Source organism: Microbacterium sp. F2E, assembly GCF_020905435.1.
GTDB classification, from domain to species: Bacteria; Actinomycetota; Actinomycetes; order Actinomycetales; family Microbacteriaceae; genus Microbacterium; species Microbacterium lacticum.
The window spans coordinates 13333-38526 of sequence record NZ_JAJJIB010000015.1; the positions used below are offsets into that span (position 1 = coordinate 13333).

General features: G+C 70.8%; 18 protein-coding genes. 7 read left to right on the forward strand and 11 right to left on the reverse strand.

Features of this window, described 5'->3' with window-relative positions; translation table 11 throughout:
• Positions 1–35: 35 nt before the first annotated feature.
• From LOK55_RS11200 to LOK55_RS11220, 5 genes are all read right to left on the reverse strand, one after another.
• A complete protein-coding gene (locus LOK55_RS11200; protein ID WP_229935429.1) occupies positions 36–935 on the reverse strand; it encodes a glycine betaine ABC transporter substrate-binding protein in 900 nt (299 codons plus the stop codon).
• Complete coding sequence (locus tag LOK55_RS11205) at positions 932–1903, reverse strand: proline/glycine betaine ABC transporter permease (protein ID WP_229935430.1); 972 nt, start codon at positions 1901–1903, stop codon at positions 932–934. The genes LOK55_RS11200 and LOK55_RS11205 overlap by 4 nt, the downstream gene beginning before the upstream one ends.
• Positions 1903–3210, reverse strand: a complete 1308-nt coding sequence (locus LOK55_RS11210) for a glycine betaine/L-proline ABC transporter ATP-binding protein (RefSeq protein ID WP_229935431.1) — start codon at positions 3208–3210, stop codon at positions 1903–1905. The genes LOK55_RS11205 and LOK55_RS11210 overlap by 1 nt, the downstream gene beginning before the upstream one ends.
• A gap of 361 nt (positions 3211–3571) precedes the next feature.
• Entirely contained in the window at positions 3572–4798 is a 1227-nt protein-coding gene (locus tag LOK55_RS11215) for a beta-propeller fold lactonase family protein (protein ID WP_229935432.1), read from the reverse strand.
• Between the two features lie 11 nt (positions 4799–4809).
• Positions 4810–6096, reverse strand: coding sequence for an adenylosuccinate synthase (locus LOK55_RS11220; RefSeq protein WP_229935433.1), 1287 nt, complete (start codon positions 6094–6096; stop codon positions 4810–4812).
• 147 nt (positions 6097–6243) lie between these two features.
• Between LOK55_RS11220 and argG the strand changes: the two genes are divergently transcribed.
• From argG to LOK55_RS11255, 7 genes are all read left to right on the forward strand, one after another.
• Entirely contained in the window at positions 6244–7686 is a 1443-nt protein-coding gene (argG, locus tag LOK55_RS11225; protein WP_141380796.1) for an argininosuccinate synthase, read from the forward strand.
• Between the two features lie 343 nt (positions 7687–8029).
• Complete coding sequence (locus LOK55_RS11230; RefSeq protein ID WP_229935434.1) at positions 8030–10861, forward strand: YhgE/Pip domain-containing protein; 2832 nt, start codon at positions 8030–8032, stop codon at positions 10859–10861.
• Positions 10858–13044, forward strand: coding sequence for a YhgE/Pip domain-containing protein (locus tag LOK55_RS11235; protein ID WP_229935435.1), 2187 nt, complete (start codon positions 10858–10860; stop codon positions 13042–13044). The genes LOK55_RS11230 and LOK55_RS11235 overlap by 4 nt, the downstream gene beginning before the upstream one ends.
• An 8-nt stretch (positions 13045–13052) precedes the next feature.
• Positions 13053–13679: a TetR/AcrR family transcriptional regulator gene (locus LOK55_RS11240; RefSeq protein WP_141379318.1), complete on the forward strand. Its 627-nt coding sequence runs from the start codon at positions 13053–13055 to the stop codon at positions 13677–13679.
• A gap of 169 nt (positions 13680–13848) precedes the next feature.
• Positions 13849–16587, forward strand: a complete 2739-nt coding sequence (locus tag LOK55_RS11245; protein ID WP_229935436.1) for a penicillin acylase family protein — start codon at positions 13849–13851, stop codon at positions 16585–16587.
• Positions 16588–16673: 86 nt separating this feature from the next.
• Positions 16674–17252, forward strand: a complete 579-nt coding sequence (locus LOK55_RS11250; RefSeq protein ID WP_229935437.1) for an SRPBCC family protein — start codon at positions 16674–16676, stop codon at positions 17250–17252.
• Positions 17249–18694 (forward strand): NAD(P)/FAD-dependent oxidoreductase, encoded by a 1446-nt coding sequence (locus LOK55_RS11255; protein ID WP_141379324.1) that lies wholly within the window; start codon positions 17249–17251, stop codon positions 18692–18694. The genes LOK55_RS11250 and LOK55_RS11255 overlap by 4 nt, the downstream gene beginning before the upstream one ends.
• A gap of 34 nt (positions 18695–18728) precedes the next feature.
• On the opposite strand, the gene mnhG is transcribed toward LOK55_RS11255, so the two are convergent.
• Genes mnhG through LOK55_RS11285 form a run of 6 tightly spaced genes read right to left on the reverse strand, consistent with a single transcriptional unit; the run spans position 18729 to position 25125 of the window.
• A complete protein-coding gene (mnhG, locus tag LOK55_RS11260) occupies positions 18729–19085 on the reverse strand; it encodes a monovalent cation/H(+) antiporter subunit G (protein WP_229935438.1) in 357 nt (118 codons plus the stop codon).
• Positions 19082–19354: a monovalent cation/H+ antiporter complex subunit F gene (locus LOK55_RS11265; RefSeq protein ID WP_229935439.1), complete on the reverse strand. Its 273-nt coding sequence runs from the start codon at positions 19352–19354 to the stop codon at positions 19082–19084. The genes mnhG and LOK55_RS11265 overlap by 4 nt, the downstream gene beginning before the upstream one ends.
• Positions 19351–19932: a Na+/H+ antiporter subunit E gene (locus LOK55_RS11270; RefSeq protein ID WP_229935440.1), complete on the reverse strand. Its 582-nt coding sequence runs from the start codon at positions 19930–19932 to the stop codon at positions 19351–19353. The genes LOK55_RS11265 and LOK55_RS11270 overlap by 4 nt, the downstream gene beginning before the upstream one ends.
• Positions 19929–21494 carry a Na+/H+ antiporter subunit D gene (locus LOK55_RS11275; protein ID WP_229935441.1) on the reverse strand — a complete coding sequence of 522 codons (1566 nt, stop codon included), beginning with the start codon at positions 21492–21494 and terminating at the stop codon, positions 19929–19931. Before LOK55_RS11275 ends, LOK55_RS11270 begins: the two co-directional genes overlap by 4 nt.
• Positions 21491–22033 (reverse strand): Na(+)/H(+) antiporter subunit C, encoded by a 543-nt coding sequence (locus tag LOK55_RS11280; RefSeq protein WP_229935442.1) that lies wholly within the window; start codon positions 22031–22033, stop codon positions 21491–21493. Before LOK55_RS11280 ends, LOK55_RS11275 begins: the two co-directional genes overlap by 4 nt.
• Positions 22030–25125, reverse strand: coding sequence for a Na+/H+ antiporter subunit A (locus LOK55_RS11285; protein ID WP_229935443.1), 3096 nt, complete (start codon positions 25123–25125; stop codon positions 22030–22032). The genes LOK55_RS11280 and LOK55_RS11285 overlap by 4 nt, the downstream gene beginning before the upstream one ends.
• Positions 25126–25194: the final 69 nt, after the last annotated feature.

The window sequence follows — 25194 nt, forward strand, 5'->3', positions numbered from 1 at the left end:
AGACTCAGCCGCGGCATCCGGGTCCGGGCATCGACTCACGAGGTCAGTGCGTCGACCCACTCCTGGTTCTCCGCGATCCACTTCTTCACGACGGGACCGTAGTCGTCGCCGGAAGCCTGGTTGAACATCGCGTCCTCGAGCGAGTACAGAGTCTCGCTCGGCATCCGGAAGCCCGAGATCCAGCCGTGCACCTCGGGGAAGTCGGTCTGGAAGGACGTCGCCGCGACGGAGTGGATGCTCTCGGCGTCGCCGAGGAGCCCCTTCGGGTCCGCGAGGTCCTTGACCGGGAAGGCGTTGTAGGCCCAGTGCGGACGCCACAGGGTCACGGCGATGTTCTCACCGGCATCCGTCGCCTTCTTCAGCTCGGCCAGCATGGCCGGGGTGGACGATTCGACGAGCTGCAGCTTGTCGAGCCCATATCCGGGCACGACGTCGTCGCCGGTGATGCGCATGAGGCCCGACCCCGGCTCGATGCCGATGATGCGATCGCCGAAGGTGCCGGATGCCGCCGCCAGCTCGTCGAGCGAATCGATGGGCGCGTCCTCGTTGACCGCGATGGTGAGCTTGGCCTCGTCGTTCCAGGCGCCCAGGTCGTCGACATCGTCGCCGTAGCGGTCCATGTAGTCGGCGTGCGTTGTGGGCAGCCAGGTGTCGAGGACGATGTCGAAGTCACCGCCGGCGAGACCCTGGTACACGGGTGCGACGTCGGCATACGTGAGGTTGACGTCGTAGCCCTTCTCTTCGAGGATCGCCTGCCACAGGTACGATGCGGCGATTCCCTCGTCCCAGCCGTTGAAGACGGCGATCTCGATCGGGCGGTCGGCGGGGCCGTCGGTCGCGGCATCCCCGTCCGACGTGCCGGCGCAGCCGGCGAGCGCGAGGGTGGCGGCACCCGCGAGGGCGAGGCCGGTGAGGAGGTTCCTTCTCTTGGTCATCGTGACGTCCTCTCCATCCGTGTGCTGTTCACGGACTGGTCGTTGTGTGTCGGACGCGGAGTCTCCGCACCCCCGGCGGATGATGAGACCGCCTGGTCTGTGGTCTTGGGCGTGCCCACGCTCTTCGTGCGGTCGTTCCGTCGCGGAGACGTGTTCAGCGCGGAGGTGATGCGGTCGAGGATCATCGCGAGGATGACGACCGCGATCCCCGCTTCGAAGCCGAGCCCGACATTGATGCGGCCGATCGCCCGCACGATCTCGCCGCCGAGACCGGCGGCGCCGACCATGCCCGCGATGACGACCATCGACAGACTCAGCATGATCACCTGGTTGATGCCGGCCATGATCGACGGCAGCGCGAGCGGGATCTGGATCTGGCGCAGGATGCGGGCCGGGGTCGCCCCGAAGGCCTGTCCGGCCTCCACGATCTCGGCGTCGACACCGCGGATGCCGAGCTCGGTGAGGCGTACTCCCGGGGCGACGGCGAACACGATCGTGGCGATCATGCCGGGCACGGCCCCGACACCGAAGAAGATGATCGCGGGGATCAGGTAGACGAACGCAGGCATCGTCTGCAGGAAGTCGAGCACGGGCCGCACGACGCGCGACACACGGTCGCTGCGCGCCGCCCAGATGCCGATCGGGATCGCGATGACGATCGCGACGAGCGCCGCGACGACGACGAGCGCGAGGGTGTCCATCGCGGCTCCCCACTGGTCGACGCCGACGATGACGAGGAGCCCGACTGCCGTGCCGAGGGCGAGTTTCCAGCCGCGCACGGCGTACGCGAGGGCCGCGAACACAACCACGATGATCCAGAACGGCGGCGCGCTGAGCAGCCACTCGAGCCCGCCATAGACGCTCTTCAGCACAGTCGCGATGAGGTCGAAGAGCCACCCGAAGGCGTCGCCGAGGAAGTCGACGACCGCTTCGGCCCACTCACCGAGGGGGATGCGGAATCCGTCCATCAGCGCACGCTCCCTTCGGTCGCGCCGGCGGCTTGGTCGACGAGCGACGTGAACTCGGCCACCATGTCGATCGGCGTCTGGATGACGGGCATCTCTCGAGTCGTCGCTGGGACGTTGCCGAGTGCGGCGAGGAGCGTCACGCGCGGGATGACGCCGAGCAGCCGACGATTCTCATCGATGACCGCGAGCGGCACGGTCGCCTCGACGGCGGTCTCGACGATGTCGGTGAGTAGGTCGTCGGGTCCGACCGTGGGAACAGCACCCGGCGCGGCATCCACCACGTTCCGGAGGTCGGTCTCGCCCGACTTGACGGCGCGGATGACGGCGCGGTCGGTCACCACGCCGACGAGGCGGCGGTTCTCGATGGCGAAGAGGGCGCCGGTCTGCTGCGCGCGCATGGTGCGCAGCGCCCCGCGCACGCCGGCGCTCAGGGGTGTCGTCGCGGCCGGCGGCTCCATCACAGCGGACGCGGTGAGCACGCGTGCACGATCGACGTCCTGCACGAACTGGGCGACGTAGTCGTTGGCCGGATCGGTGAGGATCTCCTCGGGGGTCCCGTTCTGCACGATGCGCCCATCGCGCATGACGGCGATGCGGTCGCCGAGGAACATCGCCTCGTTGAGGTCGTGGGTGATGAACACGATCGTGCGGCCGAGCTCGCGCTGCAGCTCGACGAGCTGCTCCTGCATCTCCCGGCGGATGAGCGGGTCGAGGGCCGAGAAGGCCTCGTCCATCAGCAGGATCTCGGTGCCGGCGGTGAGTGCGCGGGCGATGCCCACGCGCTGGCGCATGCCCCCGGAGAGTTCGTCGGGCATCGCGAGAGCGCGATCGCCCAGACCGACGCGCTCGAGGATCTCCATCGCCCGAGCACGACGCTCGACCTTTCCGACGCCCTGGATCTCGAGGGCGTAGGCCGCATTGTCGAGCACGGTCAGGTGCGGCAGCAGCGCGAAATGCTGGAAGACCATCGACACCGACTCGCGGCGGATGGTGCGCAGCTCTGCGGGCGACGCCGTTGTGACGTTCCTCCCTCCGATGACGACGTCGCCGGCGGTCGGGGGCAGCAGGCCGTTGAGCATGCGGATGATCGTCGACTTGCCCGAACCGGACAGGCCCATGATGACGAAGATCTCGCCGCGCGCGACGGTGAAGCTCGCGTCGATGACGGCAGCGGTCCCGGCATCGGCGACGTCGTGACGCGACGCCCCGGCACGCAGCCGCGCCACCGCATCCCTGGGACTCCGGCCGAAGACCTTGTACAGGCTCTTCGCCTCGAGCGCGGGGGCCGCTGTGGGCGGAACTCCCACAGAAGTGGAATCGGACACAGTTCACCTCCACTGCCGAATGCACGCGGCAGCGTCGGTCACGCCCGGGTGGCGGCCACGGGCACCCCCATTCATGCAGCGGGAGTGTCACGACGTCAGGACATCGGATCCTTCGTACAGGCCGCCGACCGTACGCTCGCCGATCTGACGCTGGGCATCACCGGCAACCGCGGACTGGGTCGGACGGGCCTCTCATGAGGCCTTCACCACGCTGTCACGCGGCCGTGGTACGACGCAAATTCGCGGATGCCGTGGGGTCCTGCTATCGCGCGGGCGCGCGGGGAGACGGGCGCGCGCGGAGACCCCGGGGAAGCGGGCCGCGAGAGAGCGGGCGCGCGGCCCTTCAGCCGTGGGCCGCGAGCAGGCGGGTGGGGGACGGTGCCTCGACGCGCCGGCGCACGCGTCCTATCGCGCCGGTGCGCTCATCGAGCGTGAGACTCACGATCTCGTTCGAGAGCTGCCCGGCGACGAGCACCGTGTCGCGCTCGACGACGTGATGCCGCGGCCAGTCGACGCCGGATTCCGCAAGGGCGACGGCGGCGAGGGCGCGGCCGCCGTCGCGGACGCGGACGGTCGCGAGCGTATTGCTGCCGCGTATGCCGATGACGACATATGCGGCGTCGCGCGTGAGCGCGATCTCGGCGGCGAAGTCGGACCCGGGTGCCGTGCCGGCGCCGAGCGAGGTACCGCCGACGATCCGCCAGCCCTCCCCCGCGCGCGCAGCCGCGTCGCGGGCGAGTACGAACACCTCGAGCGAGAGCTCCGTGACCACGTACAGGTGCCCGCTCGGATGCCACACCGTGTGCCGCGGCCCGCTCCCGCGCGGCAGCGTGACCTCTTGCGTCAGGCGCAGCCCGGTCGGGCCGGAGGTCCAGAACCGAACGAGGTCGAAGCCGAGATCGGTCGTGACGACGACGCCTCCGGGCAGGAAGCGCGTCTGGTGCGCACGCGACACGCGCGCGGGCGCCGGTGTCGCCGGCCCGGTCTCGTCCTTGCCGTCCGCGCCGACGGCGCGCGTGACGTCAGACTGAGCCTCGGCGCCGAACAGCGGCAGGTCGCCGAGCGCCGTGAACCCCGTCATCTCGGCGAGCGCCGAGAGCTCGGCCAGCTGGTTCTGCGTCGCGCTGTCCGCGTCCTCGCTGTTGTCGGTGGTGGGGTCGTCTGCCGCAGCGGCGATGCGCGGCCCACCGATGCGCCCGTCCGCACTCACGGGGTACTGCACGACCCTCCCGTCGCCCCAGCAGGTGGCGACGAGCGACGAGCCGTCGGGAGCGACGGCGACGTGGCAGACCGCGTCACCGGCATCCACCGCCGCGCCGTGCGGCGCGTAGGTCTCCTCGCCCGTGCGCACGAACGCGCGCACGGTGCCGGCGAACTCCTGCGCGGCGTAGAGCACGTCGAGCGTCGGATGCGCGGCGATCCATGACGGTGACGGGGCGGATGCCGCCACCCCGCGGAACGCGAGGTCGCCCCCGGCGAGCGGGCTGTCGACCGCTCCCGCGTGCAGCACGCCGATGCCTGTGGCTGTGCCCTCGGCATCCGCGGTGTAGCCGCCGACCCAGAACCGCATGTCGCCTCGGGTCAGTCGACGAGATCGTGGCGGACGATCACCGCGTCGCGCGCGGGACCGACACCGATGACCGAGACGCGCGTGCCGCTCATCGCCTCGAGGGCGAGGACGTACTCCTGCGCCTCGAGCGGCAGGTCCTCGAACGCGCGGGCTTCGGAGATGTCGTCCTGCCAGCCCGGGAAGTATTCGAGGATCGGCGTCGCATGGTGGAAGTCGCTCTGGTTGACCGGCACCTCGTCGAAGCGCTCTCCGTCGACGTCGTACGCGACGCACACGGGGATCTGGTCGAGACCCGTGAGGATGTCGAGCTTGGTCAGCACGAGGTCGGTGATGCCGTTGACGCGCGTCGCGTAGCGCGTGACGGGGGCGTCGTACCAGCCGACGCGGCGCGGGCGCCCCGTCGTCGTGCCGAACTCGAAGCCGCGCTTGCGCAGCCATTCGCCCTGCTCGTCGAACAGCTCGGTCGGGAACGGGCCCGACCCGACGCGGGTCGTGTACGCCTTGACGATGCCGACGATGCGGTCGAGGCGGTTCGGACCGACCCCGGCACCGGTCGAGGCGCCGCCGGCGGTCGCCGACGACGACGTGACGAACGGGTAAGTACCGTGATCGACGTCGAGCATCGTGGCCTGCCCGCCCTCGAAGACGACGACGTCGCCGGCATCCAGCGCCTGATTCAGCAGCAGTCCCGTGTCGCACACCATCGGGCGGAGGCGGTCGACGTACGACAGCAGGTCGTCGACGATCTCGTCGACCGTGATCGCGCGGCGGTTGAAGACCTTCACGAGCAGGTGGTTCTTCTGGTCGAGCGCGCCCTCGACCTTCTGGCGCAGGATGTTCTCGTCGAAGAGGTCTTGGATGCGGATGCCGACGCGGTTGATCTTGTCGGCGTAGGTCGGGCCGATGCCTCGCCCGGTCGTGCCGATCATGCGCTTGCCGAGGAAGCGCTCGGTGACCTTGTCGAGCGTGCGGTGGTACTGGGTGATCACGTGCGCGTTGGCGCTGATGCGCAGGCGCGAGGTGTCGACGCCGCGGGCGTTCAGCGCCTCGAGCTCGCCGAAGAGCACCTCGAGGTCGACGACGACGCCGTTGCCGATGACGGCGTTGACGCCGGGGCTGAGGATGCCGGAGGGGAGCAGGTGCAGGGCGTACTTCTCGTCGCCGATGACGACCGTGTGCCCGGCGTTGTTGCCGCCGTTGAACTTGACGACCCAGTCGGTGCGTTCGCCGAGCAGGTCGGTCGCCTTGCCCTTGCCCTCATCGCCCCACTGGACGCCGACGATCACGATGCCTGGCATGGGCCTTCTCCCCCGCTTGTCGGACGGTCGCACCGAAATGCCGGTGCACCCCATCCTATCGAGCGGGCCCCCCGGCGGCGGCGGGTGGGTTGCGCACCCCTCCCCCGGTTCGAACGCCCTCTCCATGCGCTCACTACAATCGAGACCATGTCGAAGGTCCTCCAGTCCCTGCCCGTCGGCGAGCGCGTCGGCATCGCCTTCTCCGGAGGTCTTGACACCTCGGTCGCCGTCGCGTGGATGCGCGACAAGGGCGCCGTGCCCTGCACCTACACGGGCGACCTCGGCCAGCCGGACGAGACCGACATCGCCGCGATCCCCGGCCGCGCGCTCGAGTACGGCGCCGAGGTCGCGCGGCTCGTCGACTGCAAGACGGCGCTCGTCGAGGAGGGCTTCGTCGCGCTGCAGTGCGGCGCGTTCCACATCCGCTCCGGCGGCAAGACGTACTTCAACACGACGCCACTCGGCCGCGCCGTGACCGGCACCCTGCTCGTGCGCGCCATGAAGGATGACGGCGTCGACATCTGGGGCGACGGGTCGACCTACAAGGGCAACGACATCGAGCGGTTCTACCGCTACGGCCTGCTCGCGAACCCGGCCCTGCGCATCTACAAGCCGTGGCTCGACGCCGACTTCGTCACCGAGCTCGGCGGCCGCCAGGAGATGAGCGAGTGGCTCGTCGCGCACGGCTTCCCCTACCGCGACTCGGCCGAGAAGGCCTACTCGACGGACGCCAACATCTGGGGCGCCACGCACGAGGCGAAAACGCTCGAGCACCTGGATGTCTCGCTCGAGACCGTCGACCCGATCATGGGTGTGAAGTACTGGGACCCGACGGTAGAGATTGCCACCGAAGACGTGACGGTCGAGTTCGAGGCGGGCCGCCCGGTCGCGCTCAACGGCGTGCGCTTCGACGACCCGGTGGAGCTCGTCTTCGAGGCGAACCGCATCGGCGGCCGCCACGGCCTCGGCATGAGCGACCAGATCGAGAACCGCATCATCGAGGCGAAATCGCGCGGCATCTACGAGGCGCCCGGCATGGCGCTGCTGTTCATCGCGTACGAGCGCCTCGTCAACGGCATCCTCAACGAAGACACCCTCGCGACCTACCACGAGCAGGGTCGCCGGCTCGGCCGCCTCATGTACGAGGGTCGCTGGCTCGAGCCGCAATCGCTCATGCTGCGCGAGTCGATCCAGAAGTGGGTCGGGTCGACGATCACCGGCACCGTCACCCTGCGCCTGCGCCGCGGCGACGACTGGACGATCCTCGACACGACCGCGCCGAACCTCTCCTACGCGCCCGAGAAACTCTCGATGGAACGCGTCGGCGACGCCGCCTTCGGCCCGACCGACCGCATCGGGCAGCTCACGATGCGCAACCTCGACATCGCCGACTCGCGCTCGCGCCTCGAGCAGTACGCAGGTCTCGGCCTCATCGGCGGCGCGACCGGCGAGCTCGTCGGCCGCGTGACGGCGGGCGAGGCGGGCGAGATCATCTCGTCGGCCGAGGGGCAGGACGCCGAGTCCGAAGCGCTGGCCGACGCCGTCGAGGCGGCGTCCGAGTCGGCGATGTACGACTTCGGCGCCGACTGACCGGCCGGGCCCGGCCTCAGCCCCCTCACACCGCGACCCACTCGACCCGCGCCGCGCCCAACCGCCCGCGCCGCGACCCAGTCGGCCGCGCCGCGACCCTCCGCGCGCGGCGTGCGCCGACACGTGCGTGCGCAATGCAGGAGATCCGGACGCGCGCCGCGGCGGTGACCCCGGAAAGACGCGGCACCCGCGCACCGGCGTGCGCGAATCTCCTGCATTGTGCACGGCAGCGCCCCGCGACCCCTGCCCCCGCGCCCGCCCACCCGGGACACGCCAGCCCCAATCAACCCCCGCCACCCAAGAACTTGCACACCGGTGTGCAAACTGGTTGTACGATGGACGCGTGCGAAAGAGTGTGAGGGTCTTCCGGCGTGATGTCACGCGGATCTTCCGCGCGCGCCGGACGTGGGTCATCGTGCTCGGCGTGCTGCTCACCCCGGCGCTCTACGCCTGGTTCAACATCACCGCGTTCTGGGATCCTTACGCCAACACCGGCAACATCGGCGTCGCGGTCGTCAACCTCGACGAGGGCGCCCGCTCCGACCTGACCGGCCCCATCGACGTCGGCGCGCAGGTCGTCGACCAGCTGCATGACGACCACCAGCTCGGCTGGCAGTTCATGGGCGAGGACGAAGCCCGCGAGGCGGTGCGCTCGGGCGAGGTCTACGCCGCGATCATCATTCCGCGAAGCTTCAGCTCCGACCTGCTCAGCATCACGACGGGCACCTTCACCCAGCCCGCGCTGACCTACTACGTCAACGAGAAGGCCAGCGCGATCGCCCCGAAGATCACCGACGTCGGCGCCGCGGGCGTGAACGACAAGATCAGCAGCGCGTTCATCGAGCAGGTCGCCGAGGCGGCGACGACCGAGCTGAAGGATACCGGCGACGACGTGCAGCTGAAGCTGCTGAACGCCAAGAACGACGGCCTGAACGCGTTCGACCAGACCTCCGCCCAGGTCGCCTCGGCCCGCCAGAGCATCACCGACATGAAGGGCGGGCTCGAACGCTCGCGCGGTTCGCTGAGGGGTGCGCAGTCGACCCTGTCCGACGTCGACACCACCCTCGGCGACGTGCAGACCGCGCTCGGCCAGGCGCAGACGATCATCGCGCAGGCGCAGCGCGACGTGCTCTCGTTCACCGACGCCGCCACCTCCGCCTACGTGCAGGGCGCGACGCTGCTGGCGGACGCCTCGGCGCAGGCGCACATCTCGGTCACCCAGGTCACGCAGACCCTCGGTCAGGCCTCGGCCCGCATCGACACCGCGATCGACGACGTCACCGCCGTCGCCGACGCCAACGCGGCGGCGATCGCGCAGCTGCAGACGCTCCTCGATCAGGGCGGACTCGACCCCGCCATCGCCCAGCAGCTGCAGCAGGTGCTGACGGCCCTCGAGCAGCAGAACCAGGCCGACCAGCAGCTCCTCGCCGACCTGAAGGCGATGAACGACGACACCGCCTCGGCGGTGCAGGCCGTGCAGAAGACGGCGGATGCCGTGAACACGGCCGTCCAGGGCGCGCAGGCCTCGGCGACCGGCCTGCGCGACGCGCTCACCCAGTCGATCCCCGCGCTCACGAGCGCGATGGCGACGCTGTCGACGAGCGCCGGCGGATTCTCGGCCGCGATCGACGCGCAGCGCGCGCAGCTCACCCAGGCCGGCACGCTCCTGGCGGGACTCGACACCCAGCTCGTCGCCACCGGGGCGGCGCTCGACAGCCTCGACGGCACTCTCGGGGGGATCCAAACCGGGCTCGGCGATGCCCGCACCGACGTGCTCGCCCTCGGCTCGGCCTCGGCGTGGAACACCCTCGGCACCGTCACCGGCCTCGACCCGCAGCAGATCGCTCAGTTCATCGCGACCCCGGTCGACGTCGCCGAGCACGCCGTGTTCCCGGTCTCCTCGTACGGGTCGGCGATGGCGGCCCTCTTCACGAACCTCTCGCTGTGGATCGGCGCGTTCGTGATGATGGTCATCTTCAAGGTCGAGGTCGACACCGAGGGCGTCGCCCCGATCCGCGTCGGCGAGGCCTATGTCGGGCGCTTCCTGCTGTTCGCCTCGCTCGGGGTGCTGCAGGCGATCGTCGTGTGCGTCGGCGACCTCATCATCGGCGTGCAGACGGCGAGCGCGGTCGCGTTCGTCGGCACGGGCATCCTCATCTCGCTCGCCTACGTCAGCATCATCTACGCGCTGTGCGTGGCGTTCGGCCATGTCGGGCGGGGCCTGTGCGTGCTGCTCGTGATCATGCAGATCCCGGGCGCCTCGGGGCTCTATCCGATCGAGCTGATGCCGCAGTTCTTCCGCAACATCTACCCGTTCCTGCCGTTCACGTACGGCATCGACGCGATGCGCGAGACGATCGCCGGCTTCTACGGGGCACACTGGTGGCGCTTCATGGGCGCGCTCGCCATCTTCGTGGTGCTGGCCTGGATCGTGGGTCTCGTGCTGCGCCGTCGCCTGGCATACCTCAACCGTCTCTTCAACCGCGAGGTGATCGCGACAGATCTCCTCATCGGTGAGGACGTGCAGGTCGTCGGCCGCGGCTACCGCCTCACCGACGTGATCCACGCCCTCGCCGACCGCGGCGAGTTCCGCAACCGGCTCGACCGCCGCTCACGACCGTTCGTCGAGCGCTACCCGACCCTCCTGCGGATCGCCCTGCTGGCGGGCCTCGCGGGCATGGTCGTGCTCGGCCTCATCGCCTGGCTCCTGCACGAGCAGAGCGCGACGCTCCTGTTCCTCTGGATGCTGTGGTGCCTCATCGTCATCGCCTTCCTCGTCGTGCTCGAATACGTGAGCCACAGCTTCGAGGCCGCCGCCGAGCTCGCCGGCATGGGCGACGCGGAGCTGCGCCGCGCGATGCGCGACGACGGCGTGGCGACCGGCACGGCGACGGTGGTGGACACCGCAGAGGTGGATGCCTCCGCTGTGGATGCCCCGGAGACGGATGCCCCCGCGACGGATGTCTCTGAGACGAGCGAGTCCGCCGAGTCCGACGCGTCCGCGCAGTCCGACGAGCCGGACGGCGACGTGCTCACCCGCCTGTTCAGCCCGGCCGAAGCCGGCGCGGACGCCGTCGCGACGACGGAGCCCACCACCGAAACCGCCGACCCCACCCACACCGACGAACCCACCGACACCCCCGAGACCCGGCGCGAAGGAGGCGAGCAGGCATGAGAGGCATCCTGCATCTGATCCGCCGCGACCTGCGGCACTCGGTGATGAACGTCATGGCGATCATCGTGATGTTCGGGCTCGTGGTGATCCCGTCGCTGTTCACGTGGTTCAACGTGCTCGCCAGCTGGGACCCGTTCGGCAACACGAAGAACCTCACCGTCGCGGTCGCCTCGACCGACGAGGGGTACCAGAGCGACCTCGTGCCGATCCGCGTGAACATCGGCGAGCAGGTGCTCTCGCAGTTGCGCGCGAACGATCAGCTCAACTGGGTGATCACCTCGGAGGACGACGCGATCGACGGCACCAAGTCGGGCCGGTACTACGCGGCGATCGTGCTGCCGCCCACGTTCAGCGCCGACATGCTGACGTTCTACGCCGACGGCGCCCAGCGCACCGAGCTGGCCTATTACACCAACGAGAAGAAGAACGCCCTCGCCCCGAAGATCACCGGCCAGGGCGCCGAGGGGGTCTCGGCGCAGATCAGCTCGGTGTTCACCGAAACGCTCAGCGATGTCGCTCTGAGCCTCATCTCCTCACTGTCGGACTACCTGACCGACGCCGACACCCAGGCGGCGCTCGCCCGCGTCGAAGCCCGCGTCGGGTCGCTCGCGACACAGCTGCGCGCCGGCGCGCAGACCGCCGACATGTTCCAGACGCTCGTCCAGGGCACGATCCCGCTCGCGCAGAGCGCCTCGGCTCTCGTCTCGGGCGCGGGCGACGCGTTCGGCGACGCCTCCGACGCCGCGGGCAGCGGCGCGGGCGCCGCCCGGCAGCTGGGCGAGACGCTGCAGTCGGCGACGGGCGCGGTCGCCGACGCCCTCCGCACGACGGCGCAGGGATACGCCGCCGTCGGGACGAGCGTCGACGACCTCTACACGCAGGTCGGCAACCTCACGGGCAGCCAGGCCGACGTGCTCACCACCATCGCCGCGCGGGTGCAGAAGCAGATCGACGACGCGGCCGCTCTCCGCACGACGCTCGTCGACGACGTGCGGCCGCAGCTGCCCCCGGCGGCGCAGCCGGCGCTCGACGACGTGGTCGCCCAGCTCGACCGTGCGATCGCCCGCCAGCAGGCCGTGCACGACTCGCTCGCACAGGCCGCGGCCGACATCACCGCGGGGAACGCCGACGCCCAGGCATCCCATCAGAAGGTGAAGGACCTCATCGCGCAGGCGCAGCAGGCGATCGCGCAGGCGGAGGACTCGTACACGGGCACCCTGAAGCCGCAGCTGGATGCCTTGGGCGACACCCTCTCCGTCATCGACGACGACATCTCGGCGGTGCGCGGCGACCTCGCGCAGGCGGCGTCGGGGCTCTCCGGGGCATCCGATTCGATCGTCGGCGCGCTGCAGGGCGCCGAGCAGGTGACGGGGCGGCTCAGCACGGCCCTCACCGACGCCGCGGCGAAGTTCGACGCCGTGCAGCAGGCGATCGCGAACGCGGCGAAGACCGGCGACCTCGCCGGGCTCAGCGAGATCATCGGGTCGGACCCGAGCGTGCTGGCCACCTCGCTCGCCGAGCCGGTGCGCGTCGACCGGGTCGAGGTGTTCCCCGTGGTGAGCTTCGGCGCGGGCATGGCGCCGCTGTACATCGTGCTGGCCCTCTGGGTCGGGGCGCTCCTCATGACCGTCGCGATCCGCGTCGACGTGAGCCGCGACGCGCTGCCCGACGAGCCCGAGCTGTCGTCGACGCAGAAGTACCTCGGCCGGTACGGCATCTTCGCCGTGACCGGGCTCGCGCAGTCGACCCTCGTGATCCTGGGTCTGATCCTGTTCGTGCGGATCGAGCCCGCGCATCCGTTCCTGCTGCTTCTGGCGGGGTGGGTGACCTCGCTCGTGTTCACGCTCATCATCTACACGTTCGTCGTCGCGTTCGGCAATGCCGGCAAGGCGCTCGCGGTGCTGCTGCTCGTGATCCAGATCTCCGGATCGGGAGGTGCGTATCCGCTGCAGCTGCTGCCGGCGTGGTTCCAGAACGTCAGCCCGTTCCTGCCGGCGACGCACGCGATCTCGGCGATGCGCTCGGCGATCGCGGGCACGTACGGCGCCGACTTCTGGATCTCGATCGGGCTCCTCCTCACCTTCCTCGTGCCGACGCTGCTGCTCGGGCTCGTGCTGCGGCGACCGCTCGTCTCGTTCAACCGCGGGCTCGTGGACGCGATGGCCTCGACGAAGCTCATGTGAGGGATGCCATGGCCCGAACCATCTCCACCGCACCCGGGCGTCGCCGCGACGCGACGGCGAACCGGGCGGCCCTCCTCGCCGCGGCGCAGACGGTGCTCGCGCGCGACCCGCACGCCTCGCTCGACGCGATCGCGCAGTCGGCGGGGCTCTCGCGCCGGGCGCTGTACGGCCACTTCTCCGATCGGGAGAGCCTCCTTCGCGAGGTGATCGCAATCGGCGCCGGGCGCTTCAACACGATCGCCGAGGCCACCGACGACCCCGACCCGCGGGTCGCGCTCGCGCACATGGCGGCGCAGCTGTGGCGCGAGGCATCCGCCGTGCGCGCCTCGGCGAACATCGCGCTCGACGACGCGCACGTGGCCCAGACGGTGCGCTCGCTCGCGCCGCTGCGCCGGCGGGTGCGCGAACTGACCCGGGAGGGCGTCGCCTCCGGCGCGTTCCGCGGCGACGTGCCGCCGGAACTGCTGGCATTCCTCATCGAGGAGACCGCCCGCGCGACCCTCCGCGAGCTGCGGCTGACCACCGCGCACGCCGACGCGGCGGTCGTGCGGGTCGTGCTCAGCATCGTCGGGCTGTCGTGGCAGGAGCAGGTCGCCCTGCTCGACGCGCACCCGGAGATCCTCGGCGAGAGCTAAAGCGCCGCGCGCACCCGTGCCCACCAGCAGCGAGGGGTGCGCATAGGATGCCAGGACGGTCTGTTCTCCTGGGGGGCGCGGACCGTGCCGGCGCATCGGGCCCCGAAACCCGCAGCGCCGCGAAGCCCTGCCGCCTCCCGGACCCCGCCTGGAAAGCGCTGCGACGACGATGTCTGATCTCCCCTCCCTCACCGGCGCGAACCGCACGATCGCGCACCCCGCAGACTCCGAGCACGCGCCCACGCGGCGGCGCCGGATCGGCCGCCGCATCGGCATCATCGCCTACTCGGTGGTCGCGGGGCTCACCGTCATCGCCCTGATCGCGGCCGGTTTCGTCGTCTGGACGATCCAGCGCTCGTTCCCCCAGTTGGACGGCACCGTCACCGCGCCCGGCCTCGAGACGGACGTCTCGGTGTACCGCGACGACCTCGGCATCCCGACGATCGAGGCCGACTCGACCCACGACCTCTTCTACGCGCAGGGGTACGTGCAGGCCCAGGACCGGTTCTGGGAGATGGACTTCCGCCGTCACGTGACGAGCGGCCGGCTCGCCGAGCTCTTCGGCGCCTCGCAGCTGCCGACCGACCAGTTCCTGCGGACGCTCGGCTGGCGCCACGTCGCCGAGCAGGAGGTCGCCGCCCTCGACGACACCACCCGCGGCTACTACGAGGCCTACGCCGACGGGGTGAACGCGTACCTCGCCGACCATGACGGCGCCGCCGTCTCGCTCGAGTACGCCGTGCTGGGACTGCAGAACGGCGACTACGAGATCGAGCTCTGGTCGCCGGCCGATTCGGTCGCCTGGCTCAAGGCGATGGCGTGGGATCTCCGCAGCAACATCGAGGAGGAGACCGACCGGGCCCTTCTCGCGTCCCACCTCACGCCCGCGCAGATCGCCGACCTCTACCCCGCCTACCCGTACGCCGATCACCCCGTGATCGTGCCGACGATCACCGCCGATCCGCCCGCGGTGGCCGGAATGGATGCCACGGCCGCCGCCGGTGCCGTCACGGCGGGCGCCGCCACGTCCGGCGCCCCTGGCTCCGAAGGCGTCGGCGTGTCGTGGACCGAGGTCGGCTCGGTCGTCGAGGCCGCCACCGCCCTGCTCGGCGATGTCGGCGAAGGCGTCGGATCGAACTCGTGGGTGGTCTCGGGCGCTCTCACCGAGAGCGGACTGCCGCTCCTCAGCAACGACCCGCACCTCGGGGCATCCCTCCCGAGCGTGTGGCACCAGATCGGGCTGCGCTGCCGCACCGTGAACGACGCGTGCGCGTTCGACGTCGCCGGGTTCGGGTTCTCGGGTGTGCCGGGCGTCGTCATCGGGCACAACGCCGAGATCGCCTGGGGGTTCACGAACCTCACCGCCGACGTCACCGACCTCTACCTCGAGCGCGTCGACGGCGACCAGTACTGGCGCGACGGCGCCCTCGTCCCGCTCGAGACCCGCACCGAGACGTTCCACGTCGCGGGCGGCGACGACGTCAGCCTCGAGGTGCGCTCGACGGTGCACGGCCCGATCGTGTCGGGCCTCACCGACGACTTCACCGCGATCGCGGACGACCCCGCCACCGGGTCGACCGACGACGTGCGAACCCTCGACGACGAGGCATCCACCACCGGCGGCGCGGACAGTGCCGACGCGACCGCTGGCGCCACCGAGACCACCGTGCCGCCGGGCGAGTACGCGGTGTCGCTGCGCTGGACCGCGCTCGACGCGGGCACGACCGCCGCCGCCATCTTCGCGCTGAACACGGCGACCGATTTCACGCAGTTCCGCGCCGCGGCGAGCCTCTTCGACGTGCCGGCGCAGAACCTCGTCTACGCCGACCGCGCGGGCAACATCGGCTACCAGGCGCCGGGCAGGCTGCCGATCCGCGGCGCCGGCGACGGCACCATGCCCCAGCCCGGCTGGGACTCGGCGTACGACTGGCGGGGCTTCATCCCCTTCACCGAACTGCCCGTCGTCTACAACCCCGACGAGGGCTACATCGTCACCGCGAACAACGCCGTGATCGGCACCGACTATCCGTACTTCCTCGGCTCCGACTGGGACTACGGCTGGCGGGCGGCGCGCATCGTCGACCTGATCGAGCGTGCCGCCGCACGCGGCCCGCTCACCGCCGACGACATGACCGCGATCCAGGCCGATCAGGAGTTCTGGATGGGCAAGCGCCTGATCGGCGCCTACGCCGACATCACCCTGCCGGACGAGAAGGCCCAGCGGGGCCTCGACCTGCTCGCCGGGTGGGATGCCCAGAACGGGGCCGACTCGTCGGCCGCCGCCTTCGCGAACGTGCTGTGGGACGAGCTCGCCTCCGACCTGTTCGCCCGGCGTGCGCACCCGGTCGTCCTGTCGGGGCAGAGCCGGCTGTTCGTCGTCGTCGACCGGCTGCTCGACGAGCCCGACTCGGACTGGTGGACCAACGACACGATCGGCGTCGACGGTCAACGCGAGATGCTCGAACGGGCCGCGACCGACGCGTCCGCGCGGCTCGTCGCGCTGCAGGGCGACGACCCGGATGCCTGGAACTGGGGCTCGCTGCACGCGATCACCCTCACCAGCGGCACGTTCGGCAAGAGCGGCATCGCGCCGATCGAGGCCCTGTTCAACCGCGGGCCGTTCCCCGTCGGCGGCGGCGCCTCCGTCGTCGATGCGACCGGGTGGATGCTCGGCAGCGGCTCGTTCGCGACGACGACCGTGCCCTCCATGCGCATGACGATCGACCTCTCCGATCTCGACGCGTCGCGGTGGAACCACCTCACCGGCACGAGCGGTCACGCCTTCCACCCGAACTACGACGACCAGTTCGACGCGTGGCAGCACGGCCGCCAGACGCCGTGGCTGTTCACGCGCGAGCGCGTCGAGGCATCCGCGGTCGACACGCTCGTGCTGACACCGGGAGACTGACGCCCCGCGCGGCCGCGTCAACCCCCGCTCGGATTCCGGGTCCGCCCCGTAGCATCGAGAGGGACCGCCCCACCCGAGGAGGCCCCATGGCGACCGCCAGCGTGAGACTGTTCGACTGCACCCCTGACGACGTGTTCGCCGTGCTCGGCGACGGCTGGCTCTATCCGGTCTGGGTGGTGGGTGCCGCGCGCATGCGCGACGTCGATCCGGAGTGGCCGGCCGAGGGCGCGCACATCCACCATTCGCTGGGCGGGTGGCCGATCCTGCTGGACGACGACACCCAGATCGTGGAGTGGTCGCCGCCGCACCGGATGAAGCTGCGCGCGAAGGCGGGACCGCTCGGCCGCGGGGTCGTGGTCATCGAGGTGAAGCCCCGCGGCACCGGATGCGTCGTGCGGCTGGGCGAGGAACCCGTCGCGGGCACCGCGGCGAAGTTGCCGCGGTTCGTGTGGGCGCCGATGCTGCACCTGCGCAACGAGGAGACGCTGCGGCGCCTCGCCTTCCTCAGCGAGGGCCGACGGCGCGAGCGCGAGGCCGGGGAGCACTCGGCGCGCACGACGGTGCCGGATCCGGCCGAGGGCACGCCCGACGCCGAAGCCGCGGCAGACGTCGCCGCCGCCACGGATGCCGCCGCGGCGGCGTCGGGTGAGGGCCCCGCCGCATGACCGACGTCGAGATCGTCGGCTCCGGGCCGAACGGGCTCGCGGCGGCCGTGACCCTCGCGCGGGCGGGGCTCTCGGTGCGCGTGTACGAGCGGATGGCGCGGATCGGAGGCGGGGCGAGCACGCGCGAGGCCGTGGCGCCCGGCTTCTGGCACGACTCGTGCTCGGCGGTGCATCCGCTGGCCCTGGCATCCCCGTTCTTCCGCGCGTTCGGGCTCGCATCGCGCGTCGAGTTCGTCACCCCCGAGGTCTCGTTCGCCCATCCCCTCCCCGCCGCGGTCGGCGGCTCGGGCATCGCCTACCGCGATCTCGACCGCACGGTCGACGCGCTCGGCGCCGACGGCCCCGCCTACCGACGCCTGCTCGAACCCCTCGCCGCGCACGCGCGCGAGATCGCCCGGTTCACCGGCTCGTCGCTGCTGCGCGTGCCGCCTCATCCGGTCGTCGAGGCCCGGTTCGGTCTGCGCACGCTCGCGCAGGGCGGGCCGCTCTGGAACGCGGGCTTCCACGGCCGCGTCGCCCCGGCGATGATCACGGGCGTCGCGGCGCACGCGATCGTGCCGCAGCCGAGCCCGGTCGCCGCGGCGGCGGGGCTCGCCCTGCAGACGCACGCCCACGCCGGCGGCTGGCCGATCCCGATCGGCGGATCGCAGGCGATCTCGGACGCCCTCACCGCCGACCTCCTCGCCCACGGCGGCGAGATCGTCACGGATCACGAGGTGGGTTCGCTCGACGAGCTCACCGCGCGCGCGACCGTGCTCGATGTCACCCCGCGCGCGCTCATCCGACTCGCCGGAGGGCGGATGCCCGGGCGCTACCGGCGACGCCTCGAGCGATTCCGTTACGGCAGCGGCGCCTCGACGGTGCAGTTCGCGCTGTCCGGTCCGGTGCCGTGGTCCGACGAGCGCATCGCGCGCGCCGGCACGGTGCACATCGGCGGCACGCGCGAGCAGATCGCCGCCGCCGAGCGCGACGTCCTGGCCGGGCGGCACGCGGCATCCCCGTATGTGCTCGTCTCGCAGCCCTCGGTGTTCGACGCGAGCCGCGCCCCCGCGGGTGGGCACGCGCTCTGGACGTACACGCACGTGCCGACCGGGTCGACCCTCGATCAGACCGAGGCCGTCACCCGGGCGATCGAGCAGCACGCGCCGGGCTTCCGCGACCTCATCGTGGCGAGTCGTGCGCGCACCGCCGCCGAGCTGGCCGAGTACAACCCGAACTACGTCGGCGGCGACATCGCCGCGGGCGCCGCGACGCTCGGGCAGCTGCTCGCGCGGCCCGTGCTGAGCCTCGATCCGTGGCGCACTCCGATGCCGGGCGTCTACCTCACCGGCGCCTCGACCGTGCCCGGTCCCGGCGTCCACGGCCAGTCGGGCTGGTTCGCCGCCCGCAGCGTGCTGCAGCGCGAGTTCGGCATCCGCCGCACCCCGTCCGTCGCCCCCTGATCCCCCGGGCCGCCCAGCGTCGGCCGCGCCCGGCTTAGCCGCCGGCGGCGGGCGGGGTGCCGCGGGTCTCGGCGAGCTCGTCGACGTAGAGCGAGCGCTCGTCGATCGTGCCGTTGCGATACGCCTGGCGACCGACCATGTGCGCCGACAGGGGCGCGGACGCCAGCTGGATCAGCACGATCGGCACGAGGAAGGCGACCACGGGCCATGACCGCAGCGCCAGCGCGATCGCGATGCAGATGAGGATGAGCCCGAGCACCTGCGGCTTCGTCGCCGCGTGCAGGCGGGTGGGCACGTCGTGGAAGCGCAGCAGGCCGATCGCCGCCGTGATGCACAGCAGCCCGCCGATCAGCACGAGGACGAGCGCGACGGTGTAGAGGATCTCGTTCATTGGTCGGTGTTGTCCCTTCTCGCCACGAAACGGGCGATCGCGATCGAGCCGAACACGCCGACCGCCGCGATGATGAGCAGCGCCGGCAGCGAGCGGGTGTGGTGGTTGATCACCATGTCGGCGCCGAGCGTGCACATCACGAGGGTGAGCAGCACATCGGATGCCACGGCGCGGTCGAGGATCGACGGGCCGACGATGATCCGCCACAGCGTCAGCAGCGCCGCGACGGCGAACACCACGTAGATGACGACGATCAGCACACCGTTCAAGACGCCGCCCCCTCTCCGCGCGGCAGGCGGGGATCGACGCCGCGGATCGCCGCCAGCTGCGCGCGCGATCCGACGGCGCGGACGATCCGCGCCTCCCAGACCTGCACCGCGCGCCGCTGCTTCTCGACGTCGACGGCGGAGGACACCCTCAGCACGTGGAGGTACAGGATCCGCCGGTCGCGATCGATGTCGATGATGAGCGATCCGGGGATGAGCGACGCCGTGACGCCCACGTGGGCGAGGATCAGGTCGTCGTCGGTGCGCAGCGGCACCGCGATGATCGCCGTTCCCGGGTAGTGCCGCAGGTCGAGGGTCTGCCACGCCACGAGGAGCGAACCGCGCACCAGGGCGCCGAAAAAGGTGACGATGAAGAGGAAGCCGTACCAGAGGTTGACCCGGCCCGACAGCTCCACCGGCGGCAGCCGGAAGATCCGCGTGACGAACACCGCGACGATGAGCCCGGTGAGAGCAGCGAGCACCGTGAACTGGCCCCACAGCAGCATCCACAGGGCGATGAGCCACACGAAGAACGGCAGCTGACGCCACACGGCGCCCGCGATCGAGGTGACCGGGCTCATGGCTGCGCCTCCTGGTCGAGCTGCACGAGGGTCACGGGCGTCAGCAGCGCGTCGCCGATGCTCGCGCAGAGCCGGTACAGCGGCCCGGCGAACACGGTCAGCGCGATCGTGACCGCGACCATGCCGGCGGTCGTGGCGGTCATGATGCGGGGGATGACCCGCCGGTCGCCCTGCTCGTCGGCGGCCGGCGCGTCGCTGAGGTACGAGATGCGCTCCACGACGGCGGGCTCCTCCGCGTGGTCGTCGTCCTCGCGCCAGAACGCGAGGTTCCACGCGCGCATGAGCGTGTAGAGCGTCAGCAGCGACGTCACCACGCCGCCCACGATCAGCACGTACATGAGCGGCGTGCCCACCTCGGCGGCGGCGTCGAACAGCGCGAACTTGCCGATGAAGCCCGAGAACGGCGGGATGCCCCCGAGGTTGATCGCCGGGATGAAGTAGAGCACCGCGATCACCGGCGCCGCGCGCATCAGCCCCTTGACCTTGAGGATCGACGTCGACCCGGCGCGGCGCTCGATGAGCCCCACCGCGAGGAACAGCGTCGTCTGCACGATGATGTGGTGCACCATGTAGTAGATCGTGGCGCCGAGGGCGAGCGGGGTCGCGATGCCGAGGCCGAACACGAGATAGCCGACGTGGCTGACGAGCGTGAACGACAGGATCCGTTTGAGCTCGGCCTGCGCGAGCGCGCCGAGCACGCCGACGATCATCGTCGCGAGCGCCACGATGAGCAGCAGCGTGTTCACGTCGTTGTCGCGGAAGATCTGCGTCTCGGTGCGGATCATCGCGTAGACGCCGACCTTGGTCAGCAGGCCCGCGAACACCGCCGTCACCGGCGCCGGCGCGGTCGGATACGAGTCCGGCAGCCAGAACGACAGCGGGAAGACCGCCGCCTTGATGCTGAACGCGAGCAGCAGCATGAGGTGCAGCACCAGCTGCGTCGACTGCGGCAGCTGGGTCATCCGTTCGGCGAGCTGCGCGATGTTCACCGTGCCCAGTGCCCCGTAGATCGCGGCGATCGCGGCGAGGAAGAGGATGGATGACACCAGCGAGACGACGATGTAGACGACGCCGGTGCGGATGCGCGACTCGGTCGATCCGAGCGTGATCAGCACGTACGAGGCGACGAGGAGGATCTCGAACCCGACGTAGAGGTTGAACAGGTCGCCCGCGATGAACGCGTTGAAGATGCCCGCCGCGAGGATCAGGTAGGTCGGGTGGAAGATCGTGACGGGGGTGTCGTCGTCGCCGTCGGCGGCGCCCTGGCCGACCGAGAAGAGGAGGACGCCGAGCAGCACGATCGCCGAGATCACGACGAGGAGCGCCGCGAGCCGGTCGACGTAGAGCACGATGCCGAACGGGATCGGCCAGCCGCCCACCGACACCGCGATCGCCTGCCCCGACGAGTCGACGGCGTACAGTAGCACGGCCGCGATCACCATGACGAGCGTGAGCGTCACGATCGAGACGCCGACCTGCACCCGGCGGCGGCGGCCGAAGATCAGCGCGACGCCCGCACCGAGCAGCGGCAACGTGACGAGCAGGGGGACGAGCGCGCTCATCGGGCGTCACCCCCGTCGCGGTCCTCAGCTCGGCGGTCGGTGGGGGCGTCGTCGCGGATGCCGTCGACGTCGCGGTGGCGCAGCACGGTGATGGGGGCGGTATCCGTTCCGATGAAGTCGGTGGTGGCGTCGTCGTCCTCGTCCTCGATCGAGGTCTCATCGTCCATCTGCTCCTCGTCGTCCTCGGTGCGGGAGCGGACGGCGAGGTCGACCTCGTCGTCGTGCACCGTGTCGGCCTGGCCGAGCTGCCACGAGCGGTAGATGAGGGCGAGGAGGAACGCCGAGACGGCGAAGGTGATGACGATGGCGGTGAGGGTGAGGGCCTGCGGGAGCGGGTCGCTCATGTCTTCGGGATCGGCGGCGCCGTAGAACGGGGCGACGCCCGGCCGGCCCATCACGATCAGCAGGAACAGGTTCGCGGCGTTGCCGAGCAGCAGGAATCCGATCAGCACGCGGGTGAGGCTGCGCTCGAGCATCGCGTAGACGCCGGCGGCGAAGAACACGCCCATGATGATGACGAGCACGAGGGAGACGGTCACGACGCGCTCACCCCCGGCATCCCGTGGGCGCCCTGCACCGCTTCGGGTGCCTGACCGGCGGCCGGCGGCTGGGCCTGGCGGAGCGCCTGCGTCTGCCGGTCGACCTCGCCGCCGAGCGAGCGCAGCACGTCGAGCACGAGCCCGATGACCACGAGGTACACACCGATGTCGAACAGGGTCGACGTGACGAACTCGACGTGCCCGATGACGGGCAGGTCGGCCTCCCAGAACCAGCTCGTGAGCGGCGCCGCACCGAACAGCAGCGGCACGACGGCGCACGCGATGGCGAGCGTCATTCCGGCGCCGAGCAAGCGCCCGGCATCCGTCGGCGCCGCGGCGCCCAGCTCGTAGCGCCCGCCGGCGATGTAACGCATGACGAGGGCCATGCCGGCGACGAGGCCGCCCGCGAAACCGCCGCCGGGCAGGTTGTGGCCCGCGAAGAGCAGGTAGATCGACACGACGATGATCGTGTGGAAGAGCACGCGCACGATCACCTCGAGCATGATCGAGCGGTTCTCGGGTCGCATGCGCTGACCGCCGACGAGCCATGCCTGCCTCGTGCTGCTCGACCCGGCGGTGCGTGCGCGCAGGCCTTCGGAGGTCTCGACGAGGGGGCGGCGGGTGCGGGTCGCCCCGGTGGGGAGCGCCGAGATCGACTGCGAGATCAGATCGGAGCGGTGCGTCACGAACACGAGCGAGGCGACACCGGTGGCGGCGAGGATGAGCACCGACAGCTCGCCCATCGTGTCCCACCCGCGCAGGTCGACGAGGGCGACATTCACGACGTTCTTGCCGTGGCCGAGGTTATAGGCGAGGTCGGGGAAGGCGGTCGAGATGGGTTCGGCCACGCGTGCGCCGGCCGCGACGAGCGCCACCATCGCCATCGTCGCGCCGACCGCGACGGCGAGCACCATGCGGGCCACCGGCCACACCGACGCGTTGTGCTCGCCCATACGCGCCGGAATGCGCCGCAGCACGAGCGCGAACGTCACGAGCGTCACCGTCTCGACGAGAATCTGCGTGAGCGCCAGGTCGGGCGCGCCGCTCGTCGCAAACAGGGCCACCATGCCGAGCCCCGTGACCGAGACGAGCACGACCCCTGTGTACCGCTTCTGCGCGCGCACGGCGACGAGGCCCGCGATGATCATGATGGGCGCCGCCATGAGCTGCATGGGCGTCTGCCACAGGTCGAACGACACGCGCCACTCCGGGCTGGCGAGCAGCGCCGTGCCCTCGGCCGCGACGAACACGACGAAGATCGTGCCGACATAGACGGGCAGCGATCCGCGCTGCGTGAGCGTCGTCGTCAAGACGGCGACGCGCGCGATGCCGCGCAGCGTGCCGTTGTAGACGTCGGCCGCGGTGAACGGCAGAAGGCGGCGCGGCACGCGGCGCGTGCGCTGCGCGACCCAGAACAGGCCCGCGCCGAGAGCGATGCTCGCGAGCGAGAGGAAGAGCGCCGGCTCCCACCCGTGCCAGAGCGCGAGGTGGTACGGATGCCCCTCACCGCCCGCGCTCGGCAGCGTGTCGGCGTAGCCCGAGAAGGCCACATCGAGCAGCGGGGCGGCGAAGCCCGCGATGAGCGTGAGGGCGGACAGCATGACCGGAGAGGCGATGAACCCCATCGGCGGATCGGGCCACCGCGTCTGCGGCATCTTCTCGCCCGACGCGTCGCGCTTGGTCCAGAACGCTCCCCAGATGAAACGCAGACCGTAGGCGGTGGTCAGCACCGACCCCAGCACGATGCCGATGAGCGGGATCACGGCATCCGGTCGCGAACCCCCCTCGATGAGCGAGGCGAGCACCGCCTCCTTCGCGACGAAGCCGACCGTGGGGGCGAGCCCGACCATCGAGCCGACCGCGACCATCGAGGCGATCGCGAGGGTGGGCGCCTGTCTGCCGACGCCGGAGAGCTCGCCGATGTCACGGGTGGACAGCTGCCGGTCGATCACGCCGACGACGAGGAACAGCGCCGACTTGAACAGCGCGTGTCCGACGAGCAGGGCGAGGCCGGCGAGCGCGGAGTTGCGCTCCCCGTAGCCGAGCACGACGGTGAGCATGCCGAGCTGGCTGACCGTGCCGAAGGCGAGGATGCGCTTGAGGTCGGATTCGCGCAGCGCCTGCAGCCCGCCGAGGAGCATCGTGAACAGGCCCAGGCCGATCACCATCGGCCGCCAGGGCTCGCTGTGCGCGAAGGCCGGCGCGAGGCGGGCGATCAGATAGATGCCCGCCTTGACCATCGCCGCCGCGTGCAGGTAAGCGCTGACCGGGGTGGGCGCGGCCATCGCGCCCGGCAGCCAGAAGTGGAACGGGAAGATGGCCGACTTGCTCAGCGCGCCCACGAGCAGCAGCACGATCGCCGTGTTGATCAGGGCGCTGCCGGCGAGCGCCGACCCGGCGGCCGTGTACGCGGCGAGGATCTCCGACAGGCTCGTCGTGCCGGCCTGCACGACGAGGATGACCGCGCCGACGAACATCGCGAGCCCGCCGAGCGTCGTCACCAGGAGCGCCTGCAGGGCGGCTCGGCGGCTCGCGCCACGCGCGTGGTAGAAGCCGATGAGCAGGTAGGACAGGATGCTCGTGATCTCCCAGAACATCACGAGCACGATGAGGTCGTCGGTGAGGACGAGGCCGTACATGGCGCCCGCGAAGGCGAGCAGGCTCGCGGCGAACATGCCGACGCCGGGCTTGACCCGCTTCTTCCGCGCGCTGCCCGCGGTGGCCGTGGCGCCGGCGGTGCCCTGGGAACTCTTGGCGCCCTTGGAGCTCTTGGCGTCGGCATCCTTCGTCGTGTCGGCGAAGTACCAGCGGCAGTAGATCATGACGAGCGCGCCGACGCCGGTGACGATGAGCGCCATCAGCCAGCCGAGCGTGTCCATGCGCATCGACAGCGAGAGCCCGAGCGACGGGATCCAGGCGTACGACTCGGTGAGCACCTCGCCCGAGACGACCCGCGGCGTCTGCAGCGCGGTGTACACGAACGCGATGATCGGCACGAGCGCGGCGACTAAGAAGCCGCGCGGTCCGAGCCTGCCCATCAGCCACGGCAGCGCCAGCGGCAAGACCGCGAACGCCACCAGAAGAACCAGCAAGCGGGCCTCCTGACTGTCGCGGGGGGTCGGACTCCCAGTCTACCGGGGTCGGGACAGCGGTCCGGTCAT